This window comes from Brevibacterium sp. LAARM3_SD1 (assembly GCF_057364765.1).
Map to the genome: position 1 here is coordinate 1 of NZ_JBNFOL010000031.1, position 17,761 is coordinate 17,761.

Consider the following 17,761-nt stretch of genomic DNA (forward strand, 5'->3'; position numbering starts at 1 on the left):
CTCAGCAACCTCGCGCCAGGTTGCTGAGCCGCCGTCAGGTAGCAACGGGGAGGGGTGGTCGCGATAGCCTTGAGGGAAACGACGGGAGGATGGGAATGAAGTTCGCGCTCGCTCAGATCAACACCACCACCGAGGTGGCCGACAACCTCGAGAAGGTCCGCACCTACACCCGCGAAGCGGCCGCGGCAGGCGCCCGGTTCGTCGTCTTCCCCGAAGCCACGATGTCGGCGTTCGGATCCGGACTGCGCTCGATCGCCGAGGAGCACGCAGAGTCGTGGCGGAGAGGCTTAAGTGAGCTGGCCGTCGAAACCGGAATCACCGTCGTCGTCGGCGAATTCGCGACCACTGAGGACAAGGTCATCAACCTGCTCGCCGTCTATTCTCCTTCCGGGGACCGCAGCGACTACGCGAAGATCCACCTCTACGATGCCTTCGGATTCAAAGAGTCAGACACCGTCGAAGCGGGGGAGGAACCGGTGCTCTTCACCCTCGACGGCGAGGACATCGGCCTGGCCCTGTGCTACGACATCCGGTTCCCGAAGCTCTTCGCCGAACTCAGCCGCCGGGGTGCACGACTGACCGTCGTGGCGGCCTCGTGGGGTGCGGGACCGCGCAAGGCCGAACAGTGGGAGATCCTGGCCCGCGCCCGGGCGCTGGACTCGAACATGTTCATCGCCGCGCTCGGCCAAGCCGACCCCGAGGTGACCGGGGTTCCCGTCCCGAAGAAGGGACCGACCGGGGTCGGCCACAGCCTGGTCTCCGACCCGCTCGGCAAGGTGCTGAACTCACTCGACGGTGCCGAACGCCTCGAGATCGTCGAGGTCGACCTCGGTGCAGCCGACACCGCGGCGGAGACGGTTCCGGTGCTCACGAACGCCAAACTCGGGTACTGACCTCGGTTCGGGTCTGCCGCCCATTTCCGGTAAAAATACACTGACTGCAATACTGTTCCCATGAGTTCTGGTTCAGAGGTCCAAGCGTCACCGCCGGTCGAGGGTCTGCGTGAGCGCAAGAAGCGCGAGCGCGGGCAGGCCCTGCGACGTGCCGCCATCGACCTCGCGCTGGAGAAGGGCTACGCCAACGTCACCGTCGAAGACATCTGTGAGCGCTGCGGAGTCTCCCGGAGGACGTTCTTCAACTACTACTCATCGAAGGAAGAGGCGCTGCTCGGGCGCGTGGACACCGTCTTCGACGAAGAGGACCAACCGGCTATCGAGGAATTCGAAGCCGGAGGACCCCATGGGCGCCTCGTCTCCGACCTCAAGCATCTGCTCGCATTCATCGTCGATACTCGGATGAAGAAGCTCGACGATATGCACCAGTACCACCTCATGCTCAAACAGGATCCGTCGCTGATTCCGCTGCAGATGGCGCGAATGGGCAACAGCGAACGGCTCTTCCGGCAGATCATCCAACGACGGCTCGACGGGGCCGTCTTGCCGCCGGTGGATGTCATGGGGACTCATTCCGGTGACAATCCCGACGATGACATCGTCGTCTCTCCGCGCGCCGAGGCTGTCGCCGCCTTGTCGATGATGGTGCTCAAGACGACGTTCACCCGGATGCGGAGCGTCGACGGCGATCCGGGACCCGTGGTCGACACGCTGTTCGACGAACTGCGCGCACTCTTCCGCGAAGAGACCGACTAGAACTCAGGTCACCGACCCAGGTGCTGGTCCCAGGTCTGGGGGAGGCGCTTGCGCACATTGCGACGCGGAGCCCGGAAGCCGGCCCGATCGCCCTTGCGGGTTTCGGACTCGGCCTCCGCACTGGCCTGCTGGGCTGCGTAGGCGATCGCTACCTGACGGATCGCCACCACCGCGGCCACAGCGGCGGCACTGGCCATCTCGTCACTGATCGGTTCGCCGTCGTCGGCGTGCACCTGTGACCGCCCCTCCACCGAGGGCACCCGCAGCGTCTCGTCCGAGGTCGGGGCTACCTCGGTGGCGGTACCCTCACCGGGGACGGTCACCCCGGCATCGACTTCGCCGGGCAGGTGCGCCTCGGCGTCGGTCTGCAGATCATCGCTCATAGGGGGATGTTACCGTGCTTGCGCGCGGGAGCGTCGACGTGCTTGTTCTTCAGCGCACGCAGGGAACGCACGATTCGGCTGCGGGTCTCGCTCGGCTTGATGACGGCGTCGATGTAGCCTTCCTCGGCGGCCAGGTACGGGTTGAGCAGCGCATCCTCGTAGTCCTGGATGAGTTCGGCACGTGCCGCTTCGACGTCCTCTCCGGCCTCTTCGACGGCCTTGAGCTTGCGGCGATAGACGATGTTCGCAGCACCCTGGGCACCCATGACCGCGATCTGCGCGCTCGGCCAGGCGAGATTGATATCGGCACCGAGCTGCTTCGACCCCATCACGCAGTACGCGCCGCCGTAGGCCTTGCGGGTGATGAGGGTGACGAGCGGAACGGTGGCCTCGCCGTAGGCGTAGATGAGCTTGGCGCCGCGGCGGATGATGCCGCCGTACTCCTGGTCGGTGCCCGGCAGGAACCCGGGCACATCGACGAAGGTGAGGATCGGCAGGTTGAAGGCATCGCAGAGGCGCACGAAGCGTGCGGCCTTCTCCGAGGCGTCGATGTCGAGGGTGCCTGCCAGCTGCATGGGCTGGTTGGCGATGACGCCGACGCTCACACCTTCGACGCGGCCGAAGCCTGTGACGATGTTCGGAGCGAAGAGTTCAGAGACCTGCAGGAAATCGCCGTCGTCGAGGATCGTGGTGACGACGTCGAGGATGTCGTAGGGCTGCGAAGGCGAATCCGGCATGAGCGTATCCAGGGCCTCATCCTCGGGAGTCACCGACAGATCGGACTCGAACTCGTCGGCATCGGCCGGGTCAAGGTTGTTCTGCGGCAGGAAGGAGAGCAGATCGCGCACATAGTTGAGCGCATCGTCCTCATCGGAGGCCAGGTAATGGGCGTTTCCGGACACGGTGTTGTTCGTCCGTCCGCCGCCGAGCTCCTCATGACCGACCGATTCGCCGGTGACGGTCTTGATGACGTCGGGACCGGTGATGTACATGTGGCTGATCTGATCGACCATGATCGTGACGTCGGTCAGCGCGGGGGAGTACACGGCGCCGCCGGCCGAGGGGCCCATGATCAGTGAGATCTGCGGGATCACGCCGGACGAGGCGACGTTGAGGCGGAAGATCTCGGCAAAGAGCGCAATCGATCCGACACCCTCCTGGATTCGGGCACCGCCGGAGTCGTTGATGCCGATGATCGGGCAGCCGAGCTTGAGAGCGAGCTTCTGCACCTTGACGATCTTGCGTCCGTTCGCCTCGGCCAGGGAACCGCCGAGAACCGTGAAGTCGTGGGCGAAGACGGCAACTGTCTTGCCTTCGATCGTGCCCAGGCCGCAGACGACTCCGTCACCGTCGGGGCGGTTGTCCTGCATCCCGAACTGGTGGTTGTGGTGGCGGGCGAACTCGTCGATCTCCTGGAAGGAGTCAGTGTCGAGGAGAGCATCGATGCGTTCACGGGCGGTCTGCTTGCCGCGCTTGTGCTGGTTGTCCACCGAGCGCTGATTGCCCGTGTGGGCTGCTTCTCGGCGCTGGGTGAAAGCGTCGATGCGCTCGGCTGTGGTCCGTGGAGTATCCGTCATGCCTCCACAATAACGATGGTGTGAGACTTCGTTGTGCACTCTCACCAAAAGAATCTAGAGTGGACTGGTGAACAGCCAACACAATTCTCTGCTCGTCGACGTCGACTCAGTGCGCCGCACCGCTGCGGACCGTGGTCTGACGCTCCCGCCGCTGATCTGGGACGATAGCTGTACCTCGACGAATGACGAACTCGCGCAGTTGGTCCGGGAAGGCGCTGAGGCCGATTCGTCCGTCGCCGAATTCACCATCCGCGGCACAGACTTTCAGAACGCCGGGCACGGTCGCCTCGGCCGGACCTGGACGGTGCCCGCCCGCCGGTCGCTGACCTGGTCGATTCTGCTCACACCCCCGGCCGGATTCTCGCAGTGGGGATGGATCCCGCTCATCGCCGGTGAGGCCGTGCACTCAGCCGTCACCGAGGCGGGGGTGCCCGCCGCGATCAAATGGCCCAACGATGTGCTCACCGCAGACGGAAAGAAGCTGTGCGGAATCCTCGCGCGCGTCGAACCCTTGGCCGGCGGCCCGCAGATCGTGTTGGGGATGGGGCTGAACACCCGGTTGAAGCCCGCGGACCTGCCGCGCGAGGACGCGAGCTCGCTGGCGATCGAAACCGGTGTCGACGGTTCAGAAATTGATCATGAAGCGTTGCTAGTCTCAATTCTCGGCACATTGATCCCCTGCTACAGAGAGCTGGTCGACTATGGAGACGAGGATTTCCGCGCCAGCCGCACAGCGCGGAGAGTGCGTGATCATATGGTGACGCTCGGATCGAAGGTCCGGGTGGAGAAGCCCGACGGCTCCGACATCATCGGCATCGCCACGGGTCTGGACTCCGGAGCCGACCTCATCATCGACGATCATGTGTCCTTGAGCGCCGGAGACGTCCACCACCTGCGTCCCGCCGTCTCTCCGACCGCGTCGGAGAGGAGCGATCGCTGATGGCTGTTTCGGATTTCACTGCCGGATTCGACATCGTCGATCCGGAACGGCTGGGCTCGCCCGAGGTCGGATTCCAGGCCGATTCAGAGAATCAGCCCGATTCCGATGCTTCGACGAATCCGACCCCGCAGGACGACGGGGAGACCCCGTCAGTCGCCGAGGCGGACGACCGTTCCGCAGATGCCGTCACCGACGAGAACGCCGAGTCGAGTGCGGACGATCTGTTCGACGAGGCCGACGACGAACCCGTCGGCGGTCTGACGGGATCCGCTCCGCAGGCAGGAGAGGTCGGCGCCGACCTCGCCGACGAAGTGACGGCCGATCCGGGCACGGCTTCCGCTGACGCCGATTCTGCCGAAGCAGAACCGGGCGCCGACGCCGACCCGGACATCGATGTCGATGAGGACTTCTTCAGCGGACTGCGCGAGGATCCGCGCACCACAGCGCTGCCGATCATCGATGAGGACGACGCCGACGGAGCTCTCGACGCGGCCGGTCCCGACTTCGACGACACGATCTATGAGACCCGCACCGCCGCCCAGCGACTCGAAGAGATCCTGCTCGACGGCAAACGCGTCCTCGACCGCCGAGAGGCGGCGAAACTCGGCGGAATCTCCACGGTCTCGGCGCGGAAGATGTGGCGGGCACTCGGCATGTCCCAGGCGAAGCCGGAGGACAAGGCCTACACCGTCAGCGATGCGCATGCCCTGCGGATTTGGGCCAAGCCCGTCGCCGACGGACTCATCGACCAGACCACCGCGCTGTCCCTGGCCCGAGCGATCGGGCAGACGACGGACCGCCTCGTCGTCTGGCAGATGGAGACCCTCGTCGAATTCCTCACCGAGGAGAAGGGACTGACCGACCCGGAAGCGCGCCGGGATGCCCTGGCCGTCGTCGAAGAGATGATCGACCCGCTGCAGAAGATGCTGACCTATTCCTGGCGGCGGAACCTCGCCGACGTCATGGGCCGTCTCAACGTCAACGTCTCCGACGGGCTGGCCATGGACAACAGGCAGGGCTGGTACGACTCCTCGATGCCGTTGGCCCGCGCCGTCGGATTCATCGACCTCGTCTCCTTCACCCGCCTGTCGCAGAAGATGGAGCCGCGGCAGCTGGCGGACATGGTTCAGGAGTTCCAGGGCATGGCCTACAACATCGTCGCCACCGGAGGCGGACGGGTCATCAAGACCGTCGGCGATGAAGTGTTCTTCGCCGCCTCGACACCGCTGGCCGGGGCCGAGATCGCCATGACACTGATGGAGCGCGTGACCGCAGCCGAGGACCTGCCCCAGGCGCGCGTCGGCTTCGTCTGGGGCCGGGTGCTCTCCCGCCTCGGCGACATCTTCGGCTCCAGCGTCAACCTCGCCGCCCGCCTGACAGCAGTGGCCGATCCCGGGACGATCTTCACCGACGAGGAGACCGCGCGAGTGCTCTCGGCATCGGACGACTACGTCTTCGAACCGCGCGATTCGATTTCGCTGCACGGACTCGGCGAGACCGCCATCGGCGAGATGAAGCGCGGCACCGCGGCCCAGATGCGCCTCGACCTCGACGACGAACCCGAGAACTCGGATCAGTGACCGACCACATCGACAACTGACAGCACGGCCGACCGACAGTTGAGCCCAGCACCAAGGTGCTGGGCTCAAGTGTTGGAACGGCCGGCTGGCCGGGCAGTTCGGCGGAGTCGGCGCATCGACCGAACCCTGCCGAGCCATCGTCCGAACCGGGCCGAGCTCAGAACAGCGCGGAGTCGTCGTCTCCGTCTTCGTCATCGTCGTGGGAGACGATCACCGCGCCTTCGGTGTCGAACTTCGACCGCGCGATCTCATCCTTTGCCTCATCGAGGTCGAGATCGAGCTCGTCGAAACTCGTCGCCAGGCCCTGCTGACCCTTCGCTGCCTTGCCTGCCGATCGCTTCGTCCCGGACTTCGCCGTCTTCGCGCCGGTGCCGGTCGCGGAATCCGCGGTCGCCTCGGCGTCGGCAGAGGCATCGGCCGAGCTATCGTCGGCTGCCGGGGAATGGTCGGCGGATTCGGCGCCGCCGAGGCGGGGGAGGGTTCCGATGACATCGATCTTCGATTCCAGCGGCGATCCCGTCCCATCGCGACGGGACAGTTCGGCTGGAAGTGTGCGTGCACCACCGGCGGTGGCGGCTGCCTGCGGAGAGTCGCCGACCCAGGCCAGCGACAGCTCGGTCTCGCCCTTGAGGAACTTATGGGCACGCACCCCCGAGGTGGCTCGTCCCTTGGTCGGGAACTCGGAGAATTCGCTGACCTTGATCGACGACGACGGGGCACCGTAGAAGTTCTCACCGCTGGCGATCGTCACGACCGCGAAGCTGCGAGCTCGGCATCCGCGGCACCGTCTTCGTCGGTCTTCGCCGCTTTAGGAGTCATTCCGAAGAAGATCACCTTCGCTTCGGCGGCGACCTTGATGCCGGCCACACCGGAGGCGTTCCAGCCCTGCGCGCGCAGACCGGAGGCGTCGAAGGCGAGCAGCTGGGCATTCGAGGTCACGAACACGGAGAGGGAATCGTCGATGTCCTCGGGCTGAGCGACTCCGACGACGGAGTCCTTGCCCTTGAGGGTGATGGCCTCCCATTCGTTCTTATTCGGTCTTCCGGCCACCGACACCCTCTTGACGACGCCTTCGGCGGTGCCGAGGACGAATTCGCGGTCGAGGTCGACCAGTCCGATGATCTTCTCGTTCTTCTCCAGGGCCGCGTATTCGGCGATCTTCACACCGCCGGCGACATTGGGGCGCGCTGCGGCCGGCGGCAGGGCCGGCAGATCGACGACATCAACCATGTGCAGTCGACCGGTGGTGGTGATGGCACCGACCTTGCCCTGAGTGGTGGTGACGATCTCCGAGACCAGCGCATCATGGCTGGAGCGTCGACCCTCGCGTGCCAGCGGAGCGGCGTCCGAGGTGCGCGCGATGCGTCCCGACGTCGACAGCAGCACCCGGCAGGGGGAGTCGGCGATCTTGAGATTCGCCGGAGCCTTCTTGCCCTTGGCCGACAGTTCCTTCATCAACCCTTCGATGAGGACGGTGCGCCGTGGCGAGCCGATGATCTCGGCCGTGGCCTCGAGTTCGGAGGCGACGAGCTCCCGCAGCTTCGCCTCATCGGCCAGCAGCGATTCGAGGTAGTCGATCTTCTTCCTCAGCTCGTCCCGTTCGGCCTCGAGCTCGAGGCGGGAGAACTTCGTGAGTCGACGCAGCTGCAGATCGAGGATGTAGGTCGCCTGCAGCTCGGAGAGCTCGAAGACGTCCATGAGGCGAGTGCGCGCCGTGGCCGCATCATCCGAGGAGCGGATGAGCTGGATGACCTCATCGATGTCGAGGATCGCAATGAGCAGACCTTCGACGAGGTGGAGCCGGTCCTTGGCCTTGCGCAGCTGGAAGACCGAGCGCCGGCGCACCACGTCGATGCGGTGGGAGAGATAGACCATGAGCAGCTCGCGCAGCCCCAGCGTCCGCGGCTGTCCCTCGACGAGGCAGACATTGTTGATGGAAAACGATTCCTCGAGCGGTGTCTGGCGGTAGAGCTCGGCCAGCACCGCCTCGGGGTTGAAGCCGTTCTTGACGCCGATGACCAGGCGCATGCCGTTCTTGCGATCCGAATAGTCATCGATCGAGGCGATTCCGGACAGCTTCTTCGCACCGACCGCGTCCTTGACCTTGGACACGACCTTCTCAGGTCCCACGAGGTAGGGCAGTTCGGTGACGACGATTCCCTTGCGGCGTGCACTGATGTTCTCGATGGACACGGTGGCGCGGGTGCGGAACGTGCCGCGACCGGTCTCGTAGGCCTCTCGCACTCCGTCGAGACCGATGATCCGCCCGCCGGTGGGCAGGTCCGGTCCCGGGATGAAGCGCATGAGCTCCGAGAGCCCGGCTTCCGGATTGCGGATGAGGTGAGCACAGGCGGCGATGACTTCGCCGGGATTGTGCGGGGCCATGTTCGTGGCCATGCCCACAGCGATGCCCGAGGCGCCGTTGATGAGCAGATTCGGGAAGGCGCTGGGCAGGACCTCGGGCTGGGTGAGCGTGTTGTCGTAGTTCGGCACGAAGTCGACGACGTCTTCGTCGAGGCCCGCGATCATCTGCATCGACGCGGTCGTCAGCCGCGCCTCGGTGTAGCGAGGGGCAGCGGGACCGTCGTCGAGGGAGCCGAAGTTGCCGTGGCCGTCGACCAGGGGCACACGCATGATGAAGCCCTGGCTGAGGCGAACGAGGGCATCGTAGATCGCGGTATCGCCGTGCGGGTGGAGCTTGCCCATGACATCGCCGACAATGCGCGAGGACTTCACATGACCGCGCTCGGGCCGCAGGCCCATGTCACCCATCTGGTAGACGATGCGACGCTGGACGGGTTTGAGGCCGTCCCTGGCATCAGGCAGGGCGCGGGAGTGGATGACCGAGACCGCATATTCGAGGAACGAACTCTCCATCTCTGACGAGACGTCGACTTCGATGACTCTGCCTTCGGGCATGGAACTCCTTTGACGCACGAACTGTTCGAATCGAACACCCGCCCGTGCCGAGGCCTGACCTCAGCGGGGGAGGGCACCCGTCGATTCTAGCGTTCGATTTGCGCTCTCCGGCTCAATCGGCCGTTCCCGGAGGGTCCGTGTCGGAGTTCAGGCGCTTTCGCGGCCGCCGCGCAGCCACTGGAAGAACTCCTTCATGTAGGCCTCGACATGTGAGCGATCGGCCGTGCCGGCGACGAGTTCGCTGACCATCATGCCCGCGACCGAGCTGTTGACCCGCTCCGCATATTCGGCGTCGATGCCGGCGAAGCGCATGATGAATTCCTTGATCGCGCGGAGGTTCTTCTCCTTGGCGATCACTGCCTCGGGCGGCAGCGCCGGATCCAGGCTGAGCATCATCATCGTGTAGAACCGGTTGCGGTCGGTGGTCAGCCAGTTCATGCAGAAGTCGATGGCGACTTCGACGGCATCGGCGCCCGGAGCGCGCACGAGCTCCGGCAGGCGTTCGAGCTGTTGGGAGTTGAGTTCCCCGATGCGCTCCATGATTCCTGTGATCAGGGCATCGCGGGTGCGGTAGACATTCGAAGTCGACCCCACCGGCAGTTCGGCCAGTGCATCGACTGCCCGATGGGTGAGCCCGCGGACTCCTTGTTCGGCGACTACGGCGATCGCGGAGTCGGTGACGACGTCTCTGCGCGAAATCATGACTGTGAGGCCTCGCTCTCATGGGACACCCGCTGAATGCGGACGCCTGGGACGGTGGATGACCAGTGACTGGCCACAGACAATGGCCGCCGGAGCGGCCACTCATTAAAACACGAATTCATAACATTTCGTGGTGAACGGATACAGACACTACCCGTCAAGTCTGCGAATTGGTATAGGACGCGCCAATATGGCGCTGGGACACCGAAAGTCGGAGGCGTCCTGCGGCGGGCGTGGATTCTCCTTTCAGCTGGGCGGGTGTCTGCTCCGAACCGTCTCAGCTCAGCAGTCGGCGGGTGCCGTCGATGCGGGTGGGGTCGGGCAGCAGATCGACACGGGCGCTGAGCACATGCCCCTCGGTCTCCGTAGCGATCATCGGATGGATGACGAGTTCGAGGATCTGCGGATGACGTTCGACGAGCACCGAGAGCCTTTCGAGGACGTCGATGAGCGGGCCGATGTTCATCGGCGGAAGACCGCGGTAGCCGAACAGGCGCGGGGAGGCCTTGACCGTGCGGATCATGTCGTCGGCCTCCCGATCCGTCAGCGGCGCGACCCGGTGCGAGACGTCGCCGAGCAGCTCGGTCGTGTCCCCGGCCAGAGAGAAGGACAGCAGCGGTCCGAGGAGGGGGTCCTCGCCGGCGCGGATGACACACGGGACACCGTGGGGGGCCATGGCCTGAACGTCGACGAGGGGCTCGTCGTCGCCGATCACCTGGGTGATGATCCGCTGCACGGCAGCGAAGTCCTCGGCCAGCTCTTCGGGCGAATCGATGTTCAGGCGCACCCCGCCGAGCTCCATGCGGTGCCGGAGCACGTTCGTCACCGCCTTCAGCGCCACGGGATAGCCGATCTTCTCGGCGGCGGCGAGCCCCTCGGCGACCGAGGAAGCAGCGATATAAGGCAGGACCTCGATCCCGTAGGCGCGGAGCAGCTCTCTCGTGGCATCGCGTTCGATGCGAACCGGTGTGCCCAGCGGCGCCCCGTCGAGAGCCGAATCGATGATCGAACGCACCGCTTTGTCGTCGATGTCGTCGAGTTCGACGTACCGACCGTGGTCGGCGGCGCGCCAACGCGAGTAGTCTGTCGCCCTGGCCAGCGCCCACACGGCATCCTCCGGGCCGATGTAGCTGGGCACCGTGCGGGAGACGCGGTTGCCGTCCTGGTCCTTGAGGTAGCTGGTCAGTTCGTCGCGGACACCTTGAATGCCGAGGAAGCAGGCCACAGTGGTCTTCTCCGACTGTGCGGCGGCCTCGGACAGCAGCGCGGCGATCTCCGACTCCTCGGCTCCCGCCGACGGGGTGAAGGTGACGATGACCGAGTCGACGTCGTCGCGGGCATACATCGCATCGAGTTCGGTCCGGAAGGTCTCCGCATCGACCTCGGGGTGCAGGGACACGGGCTCGGTGTCGACGCGCAGACCTTCGGAACGGGCGCGCTGCATGATCAGGGTGCTCATCGCCGCGGAGTTGCCGATGACACGACCCGGCGGCCCGCCGGCAGCTTCTGGGTCGAGAACACCTGGGTGAGGTCGAAGAGCTGGTGGATCGTATCCGCGCGGATCACTCCCGCCTGCTCGAGCACCTGGTCGAGGGTGTTCGGCGCCAGGGATGAGGTGCGCACGATATGCCCGGGCGGCAGCTCCCGCCCCGTGAGGTCGGACTTGATGACGACGACGGGTTTGACGCGGGAGACTCGACGGGCGATGCGCGAGAACTTGCGCGGGTTGCCGATGGATTCGAGGTAGAGGCCGACGGTCTGCGTGGCCGGATCCTCCTCCCAGTACTGGAGGAGGTCGTTGCCGGAGAGGTCGGCGCGGTTGCCTGCGGAGACGAAGGTGGAGATGCCCAGTCCGCGGGTCTTCGCCGCCGCGAGCAGGGCGGTGCCGAGGGCTCCGGACTGGCTGAAGAGCCCGAGCGTTCCGGAGGCCGGGAGGAACGGGGCCAGAGAGGCGTTGAGCGAGATGTCGGCGGCCTCGTTGACCAGTCCGAAGGAGTTCGGCCCGACCACGCGCATTCCGTAGGCGCGGGAGGTTGCGACCATGCGGCGCTGGAGTTCGGCCCCTTCGGGGCCGGTCTCGGCGAATCCTGAGGAGATGACGAGCACGGCTTTGACCCCGTGCACGGCACAGTCCTTGACCACCTCGGTGACGGATTCGGCGGGCACGGCGATGACCGCGAGGTCGGCCTTGCCCGGCAGATCGGCGAGGCTCGGATAGGCTTGGACGCCGGCGATCTGATCGGCTTCGGGGTGGACGACCCACAGGTCGCCGGTGAACTTCGCGGCCGTGATGTTGCGGATGAGCAGATGGCCGGTGGAGTTGCGTTTGCGGCTGGCGCCGATCACCGCCACCGAGGCGGGGTGGAGGACCGTGCGCACGCTCAGGGCCTCGGCCCTGTGTTCCCTGGAGGCCTGCACTTCGATGGACCGCGCCGTGGGATCGATGTCGAACTTCACGGCCACGACACCGTCATCGAACCCGCGGGAGACCTCGTAGCCGGCGGCCTGGAAGACCTGCAGCATCGACCGGTTCTGGGGAAGCACTTCGGCGGTGAATCGCTGGATCCCCGATTCGCGCGCGGCCGCGGCCAGATGCTCCAGCAGGATCGAACCGACCCCGCGACCCTGGTGGGCGTCGGCGATGTTGAACGCCACCTCGGCCTCGGTGTCGCTGATCCGATCGAAGCGGCCGACGCCGATGATGTCGTCGCCGATGAGCATGATCAGCGCCACTCGGTCGTGGTGGTCGACGTTGACGAAGCGGTCGAGGTCGCGTTTGGGAAGCCGGGGCAGCGGAGCGAAGAAGCGCAGATAGACCGACTCCGGCGACTGAGCCTCGTGCATGCGGGCCAGGGCCGCGGAATCGTCAGGGGTGATCGGACGCAGATGGGCGGTGCCGCCGTCGCGGAGGACGACATCGGCTTCCCACCCGGCAGGATAGTTTTCCATGGTCCCAGCATATGCGTCGGGCGCTCGGTTATGGCCGACCTCGCTGGGAAGTGTCAGAGGAGTGGGGCACAATGGTGGGCATGGCATTACCCGAGGTTCTCGTTCACGATCTGCAGTCGGCCGGCTACTATCCCCAGCTCACACAGGGCATACTCGCCGACTCGCTCTACGACGAACCGGTCCTGGCTCACTTCGTCCACATCGACACCCATGTCGACATCGAATCCATCCACCGGCACGTCACCGCCTTCGTCCTCACCGAGACCCGCCTCCTGCTGGCTCACGTCGATGACGATCCGAATGCGGAACCCGGCTCCAAACCCCGTGCGGTCACGAGCAGCGAGGACATCGAACTCGATCGTCTGGGCACCGTGATGGTCGGTCGCACCTTCGCCGATCCTGCCGCGTTCAAGCCCGGAGACAAGCCCGTCGAGGTCTCGCTGACCATGTCCTGGGGCGCGTCGAAGCGCATCGAGGCCTTCCCCGAGACCTGCGGAGACCCCAACTGCATGGGGGATCACGGCTACGGCGGATCGATCTTCGCCGAGGATGTCATGCTCCGGGTCTCGGCCGAAGCCGAGGGGCAGGCCGCCGTCGACCGCATGGCCGACTTCGCCGGGAAGCTGCGTGCCGCGGTCTTCCATGCCCGGCTGCGGTCGCGCCGCTGATGGGTGAGGATTCGACGCGGCTCGGACAGGCGTCCCCTTCCGGCAGTGAGCCTTTGGGGCCTCCGGACTATGCGGGCCCCATGCTCTCCGATGTCGTTCCCGCTGCGGCGCTGAGCCTCGGTGCGGCCGACGCGCTCGACTCGCCGATGTCCGATCGCGCTCGAGCGCTCGGACTCGACAGGGAATCCCGGGCGACGATCGTCGTGCTCATCGACGGTCTCGGAGAGCAGCAGCTGCGCCGCTACAGCGGATACACCCCTTTCTTCCGGTCACAGGCCGGAACCCGCCGGACGCTGTCCGCCGGGTTCCCGTCGACGACGGCGAACTCTCTGTCGTCTCTGGCTACCGGCCGCCTTCCCGGTGCACATGGAGTGGTCGGCTACCGCGTCCTGGACCCGGAGAAGGACGCGGTGTTCAACCAGCTGACGTGGAACCTCGACGTCGACCCCGTCGCCTGGGTCCCCGATGCGACGCTCTTCGAACGCCTCACGGATGCCGGGATCGATGTGGTCAGCCTCGGCGAGAAGAAGTTCGCCGGACGCGGCCTCAACCGGGCTTCGCTGCGCGGCGGCAGATTCCGGGATTCGAAGACACTTGAGGAACGCTGCGCCCAAGCCCTGGCCGAGGCGAAGGCTCCCGGTCGTCGCCTCGTCTATCTCTACTGGGGCAACCTCGACAAGACCGGACATGTGCACGGTGCGGACTCCGCGGCCTGGACCGAGGAGCTCGAACGCGTCGATCTCGCCTTGTCCCGGCTCGCCTCCGACCTGCCGCACGACGCGACGATGCTCGTCACCGCCGATCACGGAATGGTCGACGTCGACCACGAACGACGTTTCGATCTCGCGGAGCTCCCCGAGCTCAAGGCCGGTCTGCGCCACGTCGGCGGAGAGCCGCGCGCACTGCATCTCTACGCCGCTGACGGCGCCGAGGCGGATGTGCTCTCGGCATGGCAGGAGACGCTCGGCGACCGCGGGCTCATCCTGCCGAAATCCGAGGCGATCGCCCGCGGCTATTTCGGCCCCGTCGCCCCGCACGTCTATCCGCGGATCGGGGATTTCCTCGTCATCTGCACCGATGGCTTCGCCGTGGTCGATTCGGATGTGGAATCCGCCTCGGCGTTGGCGCTCATCGGCCACCACGGTTCCACCACGGAGCAGGAACTGCAGATCCCGCTCCTTCTCGTCTGACTGCCCGCGTTAGGATGGCACACGTGACTTTTCCTCGAATCGGTGTCATTGGCGGCGGTCAACTGGCACGCATGATGGCCCCCGCCGCAGAAGCCCTCGGCGTCCGCTTCTCCGTTCTCGCGGAGACCGCTGACGCCCCCGCCACACAGGTCATCAATGAGGTGACGGTCGGCGACTATACGGACTATCCGACGCTGAAGGCCTTCGCCGAGACCGTCGACGTCATCACCTTCGACCACGAACACGTCCCGCCGGAGCATCTGCAGGCCCTCGTTGAAGCCGGACACGCTGTGCGCCCCGGCCCTGACGCCCTCATCTTCGCCCAGGACAAGATCCGGATGCGCGCGCGGATGGACGAACTCGGTCTGCCCAACCCCGCGTGGGCCGAGATCACCTCGGCCGCCGATGTCGAGGCCTTCGCCGCTCGCGTCGGATACCCCTTCATCCTCAAGACTCCTCGCGGAGGCTACGACGGCAAGGGCGTGCGCGTCATCGACAGCCTCGATCAAGCCGTCGAGTGGCTGGACGAGGTGCCCCAGCTGCTTGCCGAGGAGAAGGTCGACTTCGCTCGGGAACTCGCCGTCATGGTCGGACGCTCCCCGATGGGGCAGACCGCGGTGTGGCCGGTTGTCGAGACCTGGCAGCAGAACGGCGTGTGCAAGGAGGCGATCGCCCCGGCCCCCGACCTGTCGGCGGAGAAGGCGCGGGCCATCACCGAGGCGATCCTCACGGTCGCCGGCACCCTCGAGGTCACCGGCGTGATGGCGATGGAGATGTTCGAGACTCCCGAGGGCTTCCTCATCAACGAATTCGCGATGCGACCGCACAATACGGGGCACTGGACGCAGGACGGAGCGGTGACGAGCCAGTTCGAACAGCACCTCCGCGCGGTCCTCGACCTGCCCCTCGGCAGCCCCGCGGCCCGCGAGGACGTGTCCGTGATGGTGAACATCCTCGGCGCCGATCATGACGACCTCTATCAGCCGTACCTGCACGTCATGGCTCACGACCCGGCAGTGAAGGTCCACCTCTACGGCAAGGGCGTGCGCCCGGGCCGGAAGGTCGGCCACGTCAATGCCTACGGCGAGGACCGGCAGCTCGTGCTCGCCCGTGCACGGCATGCCGCGGACTTCATCGCCGGTGTCGATGTCGATCCGCATCCGCAGATGCCCACTCCCGAGGATCTCCGGGCCGAGGGCGAGCCCGGCACACGCTGAGCCCCAGCGCGTGCTGCACTCAGTCACCGCCCGCAACTCGTCCGCACGGACGGGACAGAACCGCCTGCAGCGAAGGAAGCACAGATGACCACAGCGAATGAAGGCTCCACTCCGACGGCGGCTCCGGTCGGCATCGTCATGGGCTCGGACTCGGACTGGCCGACGATGAAGGCCGCGGCCGAAGCGCTCGACGAGCTCGGCATCGAATCAAGCGCCGAGGTGGTCTCCGCCCACCGTATGCCCGAGGACATGATCGACTGGGCGAAGTCCGCGGCCGATCGCGGCGTCCGCGTCATCATCGCCGGAGCCGGGGGAGCGGCCCACCTGCCCGGAATGATCGCCTCGATGACCTCTCTTCCGGTCATCGGCGTCCCCGTGCCCCTGAAGTACCTCGACGGAATGGACTCGCTGCTGTCCATCGTGCAGATGCCCGGCGGAGTTCCCGTGGCCACCGTCTCGATCGGCGGCGCCAAGAACGCGGGCCTGTTGGCCGCGCGCATCCTCGGGGCCGGTCAGGGGACCGAGGCCGAGGCTCTGCGGTCCCGTCTCGACGATTATCGGGGGCAGCTGCGGCAGGTCGCTCTCGACAAAGGTCGGGCACTGCAGGAATAATAGCTCTTGCTGAACGTTTGATAAGTCTTAGGAGAATGATGTTCGACCTCTACCAGCCCAGCGAAGAGCACGAAGAGATCCGCGCCGCAGTTCGCAACGTCGTCGAGAAGAAGATCGCGCCGTTCGCAGCCGAGGTCGACGCGGACTCCCGGTACCCGCAGGAAGCGCATGACGCCCTCGTCGAGACGGACTTCTTCGCCGCGCACATCCCCGAAGAGTACGGGGGCATGGGCGCCGATGCGCTGGCTGTGGCGATCATCATCGAAGAGGTCGCACGCGGCTGCGCCTCGTCGTCGCTCATTCCGGCCGTGAACAAGCTCGGCAGCATGCCGGTCCAGCTCGGGGGCAGCGAAGAGATCAAGAAGAAGTACTTCCCGTCCGTGGCCGCCGGTGAAGCGGGATTCTCCTACGGCCTGTCCGAGCGCGAAGCCGGTTCCGACACCGCATCGATGAAGACCCGTGCCGAACGCGACGGCGACGACTGGATCCTCAACGGAGTCAAGACCTGGATCACCAACGCCGGAGAGTCCGAGTACTACACGGTGATGGCCGTGACCGACCCCGACGGAGCACGCGGCCGCAACATCTCCGCCTTCGTCGTCGAGAAGTCCGACGAGGGCTTCACCTTCGGTGAGAAGGAGCGCAAGCTCGGCATCAAGGGCTCGCCCACCCGAGAGCTCCTCTTCGACAACGTCCGCCTGCCCGGCGACCGCATCGTCGGCGAGCCCGGGGAGGGTCTGAAGATCGCCCTGCGCACCCTCGACCACACCCGAGTCACGATCGCCGCGCAGGCCGTCGGCATCGCTCAGGGCGCGCTCGACTACGCCCTGGCCTACGTCAAGGATCGTCAGCAGTTCGGAAAGTCGATCGCCGATAACCAGGCGATCCAGTTCATGCTCGCCGATATGGGCATGAAGCTCGAGGCCGCACGTCAGCTCACCTACACCGCCGCCGCCAAGAGCGAGCGCGGCGACGATGACCTCACCTACTTCGGTGCCGCTGCGAAGGCCTTCGCCTCCGACGCCGCGATGGAGATCACCACGGACGCCGTGCAGCTGCTCGGCGCGCCGGCTACGTCGTCGACCACCCGGTCGAGCGGATGATGCGCGATGCGAAGATCACGCAGATCTACGAAGGCACCAACCAGATCCAGCGCATGGTGATGGGACGCAAGCTCATCGCCTGAGTCGGGTTCGAAGCGAAGCCTGTGCCCAGGGCCGCGCACGGCGTCGGCCGGAGGTGCATCGCACGGGGCTGTGTCGAACGGGTGCTGCGGATTCCCCGGAAGGGAGTCCGCAGCACCCGTTCTTCGGTCTGTGAACAATCGCACACGCGACGAATGCGACATGCGCGGCGCGGATGTGCCGGAATCGAC

The 17,761-nt window shown here is 65.9% G+C and carries 13 protein-coding genes and 2 pseudogenes; 9 read left to right on the top strand and 6 right to left on the bottom strand.

The features are described from left to right. Positions 1-95 precede the first annotated feature (95 nt). Positions 96-893, top strand: coding sequence for a carbon-nitrogen hydrolase family protein (locus AC2W7L_RS15020; RefSeq protein WP_486005078.1), 798 nt, complete (start codon positions 96-98; stop codon positions 891-893). 60 nt (positions 894-953) lie between these two features. After that, positions 954-1,649, top strand: coding sequence for a TetR/AcrR family transcriptional regulator (locus AC2W7L_RS15025; RefSeq protein WP_167195103.1), 696 nt, complete (start codon positions 954-956; stop codon positions 1,647-1,649). Between the two features lie 8 nt (positions 1,650-1,657). Here AC2W7L_RS15025 and AC2W7L_RS15030 read toward each other — a convergent pair whose 3' ends face one another. Both AC2W7L_RS15030 and AC2W7L_RS15035 read right to left on the bottom strand, forming a co-directional pair. Beyond that, positions 1,658-2,032 carry a hypothetical protein gene (locus AC2W7L_RS15030; protein ID WP_486005079.1) on the bottom strand — a complete coding sequence of 125 codons (375 nt, stop codon included), beginning with the start codon at positions 2,030-2,032 and terminating at the stop codon, positions 1,658-1,660. Next, positions 2,029-3,609: an acyl-CoA carboxylase subunit beta gene (locus tag AC2W7L_RS15035; RefSeq protein WP_486005080.1), complete on the bottom strand. Its 1,581-nt coding sequence runs from the start codon at positions 3,607-3,609 to the stop codon at positions 2,029-2,031. Before AC2W7L_RS15035 ends, AC2W7L_RS15030 begins: the two co-directional genes overlap by 4 nt. A gap of 67 nt (positions 3,610-3,676) precedes the next feature. Between AC2W7L_RS15035 and AC2W7L_RS15040 the strand changes: the two genes are divergently transcribed. Beyond that, entirely contained in the window at positions 3,677-4,549 is an 873-nt protein-coding gene (locus tag AC2W7L_RS15040) for a biotin--[acetyl-CoA-carboxylase] ligase (protein WP_486005081.1), read from the top strand. Beyond that, a complete protein-coding gene (locus AC2W7L_RS15045; RefSeq protein ID WP_486005082.1) occupies positions 4,549-6,129 on the top strand; it encodes an adenylate/guanylate cyclase domain-containing protein in 1,581 nt (526 codons plus the stop codon). The genes AC2W7L_RS15040 and AC2W7L_RS15045 overlap by 1 nt, the downstream gene beginning before the upstream one ends. A 157-nt stretch (positions 6,130-6,286) precedes the next feature. Here the strand turns inward: AC2W7L_RS15045 and AC2W7L_RS15050 are convergent. From AC2W7L_RS15050 to AC2W7L_RS15065, 4 genes and pseudogenes are all read right to left on the bottom strand, one after another. Next, a pseudogene (locus AC2W7L_RS15050) lies at positions 6,287-9,048 on the bottom strand (DNA gyrase/topoisomerase IV subunit A). 147 nt (positions 9,049-9,195) lie between these two features. After that, a complete protein-coding gene (locus AC2W7L_RS15055; protein WP_486005083.1) occupies positions 9,196-9,750 on the bottom strand; it encodes a TetR/AcrR family transcriptional regulator in 555 nt (184 codons plus the stop codon). 277 nt (positions 9,751-10,027) lie between these two features. Then, on the bottom strand, positions 10,028-11,209 hold the full coding sequence (locus tag AC2W7L_RS15060; RefSeq protein WP_486005084.1) for an acetate--CoA ligase family protein: 1,182 nt from the start codon (positions 11,207-11,209) through the stop codon (positions 10,028-10,030). Further along, positions 11,206-12,699 (bottom strand): GNAT family N-acetyltransferase, encoded by a 1,494-nt coding sequence (locus AC2W7L_RS15065; protein WP_486005085.1) that lies wholly within the window; start codon positions 12,697-12,699, stop codon positions 11,206-11,208. The genes AC2W7L_RS15060 and AC2W7L_RS15065 overlap by 4 nt, the downstream gene beginning before the upstream one ends. An 80-nt stretch (positions 12,700-12,779) precedes the next feature. Between AC2W7L_RS15065 and AC2W7L_RS15070 the strand changes: the two genes are divergently transcribed. The 5 genes and pseudogenes from AC2W7L_RS15070 (at position 12,780) to AC2W7L_RS15090 (ending at position 17,572) form a co-directional block, all read left to right on the top strand. After that, positions 12,780-13,367, top strand: a complete 588-nt coding sequence (locus tag AC2W7L_RS15070) for a DUF5998 family protein (RefSeq protein WP_039212707.1) — start codon at positions 12,780-12,782, stop codon at positions 13,365-13,367. A gap of 80 nt (positions 13,368-13,447) precedes the next feature. After that, complete coding sequence (locus AC2W7L_RS15075) at positions 13,448-14,557, top strand: alkaline phosphatase family protein (RefSeq protein ID WP_486005086.1); 1,110 nt, start codon at positions 13,448-13,450, stop codon at positions 14,555-14,557. 14 nt (positions 14,558-14,571) lie between these two features. Further along, the gene (locus AC2W7L_RS15080; RefSeq protein ID WP_486005087.1) at positions 14,572-15,774 is read left to right on the top strand and encodes a 5-(carboxyamino)imidazole ribonucleotide synthase; all 1,203 of its coding nucleotides are present in this window, start codon (positions 14,572-14,574) and stop codon (positions 15,772-15,774) included. 84 nt (positions 15,775-15,858) lie between these two features. After that, positions 15,859-16,386, top strand: coding sequence for a 5-(carboxyamino)imidazole ribonucleotide mutase (purE, locus tag AC2W7L_RS15085; RefSeq protein ID WP_486005088.1), 528 nt, complete (start codon positions 15,859-15,861; stop codon positions 16,384-16,386). A 38-nt stretch (positions 16,387-16,424) separates the two neighbouring features. Next, a pseudogene (locus AC2W7L_RS15090) lies at positions 16,425-17,572 on the top strand (acyl-CoA dehydrogenase family protein). Positions 17,573-17,761 lie beyond the last annotated feature (189 nt).